This is a genomic window from Bradyrhizobium sp. Y36, from assembly GCF_002531575.1.
Lineage (GTDB): Bacteria > Pseudomonadota > Alphaproteobacteria > Rhizobiales > Xanthobacteraceae > Bradyrhizobium.
The window spans coordinates 1-2198 of sequence record NZ_NWTI01000043.1; the positions used below are offsets into that span (position 1 = coordinate 1).

General features: G+C 63.7%; 2 protein-coding genes. Both read left to right on the top strand.

Annotated features, from left to right (window positions below; genetic code table 11):
• The coding region (locus CO669_RS34745) for a DUF1522 domain-containing protein (RefSeq protein WP_143278781.1) at window positions 1-1390 on the top strand (1390 nt) is incomplete at its 5' end.
• A gap of 358 nt (window positions 1391-1748) precedes the next feature.
• The coding region (locus CO669_RS34750; protein ID WP_502694553.1) for a flagellin N-terminal helical domain-containing protein at window positions 1749-2198 on the top strand (450 nt) is incomplete at its 3' end.

Genomic DNA, 2198 nt, shown 5'->3' on the forward strand with positions numbered 1-2198 from the left:
CGCCGTCACGCTGAGGAGCTCGACGGGTGCGGATCTGAGCGTCACCGGCAAGGCCGACCTGCTCAAGGCGCTTGCCCTGACGACGTCTGTGGGCGGCGGCAACGCCACGGTCAACGTCAACCGGACCACGAGCGCGGCCTCGCTGGGTGCGGAGATCGCGGACGGTTCGACGCTGAACGTCGACGGTCACGTCATCACCTTCAAGAACGCGCCGATCCCGGGTTCGACCGGTGCTCCAAGCGTTCCGAGCGGTTATGGTGCGAGCGGCAACGTCCTCACCGACGGCAACGGCAACTCGACGGTCTACCTGCAGGCCGGCACGGTCAACGACGTGCTGAAGGCGATCGACCTTGCCACCGGCGTGCAGACCGCGACGATCAACGCCAACGGCACCGCGACGCTTGCGACCGCCACCGGCCAGACCAACTCGTCGATCAACGCTTCCGGTGCGCTCAAGCTCTCGACCGGCGTCAATGCCGATCTGTCGATCACGGGCACCGGCAACGCGCTGAACGTGCTCGGCCTCGCCGGCAATACCGGGACCTCGACGGCCTTCACCGCGGCGCGTACCTCCGGCATCGGCGGCATCAGCGGCAAGACCTTGACCTTCTCCTCCTTCAACGGCGGCACCGCGGTTGACGTCACCTTCGGCGACGGCACCAACGGCACGGTCAAGACGCTCGATCAGCTCAACACCAAGCTGCAGGCCAACAACCTGACCGCGACGATCGACGCCAACGGCCTGCTGACGGTCTCCACCACCAACGACTACGCGTCCTCGACCATCGGTTCGAGCGCCGCGGGTGGTGCGATCGGCGGTACGCTGACTTCGTCGCTGACGTTCTCGACGGCTTCCAGCCCCGTCCAGGACACGGTTGCCCAGACCTCGCGTTCGAACCTGGTCAACCAGTACAACAACATCCTGAACCAGATCGACACGACGGCGCAGGACTCCTCGTTCAACGGCGTCAACCTCTTGAACGGCGACCAGCTCAAGCTGGTGTTCGACGAGACCGGCAAGTCGAACCTCAGCATCACCGGCGTGACCTACAACTCCAAGGGTCTGGGCCTCGCTGCCCTGACCAGCGGCGTCGACTTCATCGACAACTCCGCGACCAACAAGGTGCTGGCGAACCTGAACGCGGCGTCGAGCACGCTGCGCTCGGAAGCCTCGAGCCTCGGTTCGAACCTCTCGGTGGTGCAGGTCCGTCAGGACTTCAACAAGAGCCTGATCAACGTGCTGCAGACCGGCTCGTCCAACCTGACGCTGGCCGACACCAACACCGAAGCGGCCAACAGCCAGGCGCTGTCGACCCGCCAGTCCATCGCGGTCTCCGCGCTGTCGCTGGCCAACCAGTCGCAGCAGAGCGTGCTGCAGCTGCTCCGCTAAGTCGCGGACGACATCGCAAGCAAGATCCGGCGGCGGGGCTTCGGCCCCGCCGCTTTCTTTTTGCGCCGGCATCAGAATGCCGCCTGGCAATCTCCGACGATGCGTTCAAGTCCAGCGAATTGCTCACTCTGAGTTATGGTTGACAAGTGGCAAACGCGTCGTCGCTGCACCAAAAAGCGTCATTTGATCATGACGATACGACGAACCGCGATCCGGCTCCGATCGCGCACATGGTGAATCCGCGGAAGGACTGGCGCGACACGCTTCATGCTTTGTTAGCCCCAAACGTTCACCGTCCCGGCATCGATTAATCCTAATCGAAGTTTTGTTGCGTTGCGTACCAGAAGGGTAACACTCAATGTCCGGTATCGTTCTCTCTTCCTCGGTTCGTCAGAACCTGCTTTCTCTCCAGTCCACCGCTGATCTTCTCGCCACCACTCAGAGCCGCCTTTCGACCGGCAAGAGCGTCAACTCGGCCCTGGACAATCCCACCAACTTCTTCACCGCACAGTCGCTCGACAACCGCGCCAGCGACATCAACAACCTGCTCGATGGCATCGCCAACGGCGTGCAGGTGCTGCAGGCTGCCAACACCGGCATCACCTCGCTGCAGAAGCTGATCGACTCCGCGAAGTCGATCGCCAACCAGGCGCTGCAGACCACGGTCGGCTACTCCACCAAGTCGAACGTCTCCACCACCATCTCCGGTGCGACCGCGGCCGACCTGCGTGGCACGACCTCGTTCGCCAGCGCCACCGCGAGCAGCAACGTGCTGTATAGCGGCGCGGCCGGCGGCACCACGGCGGCG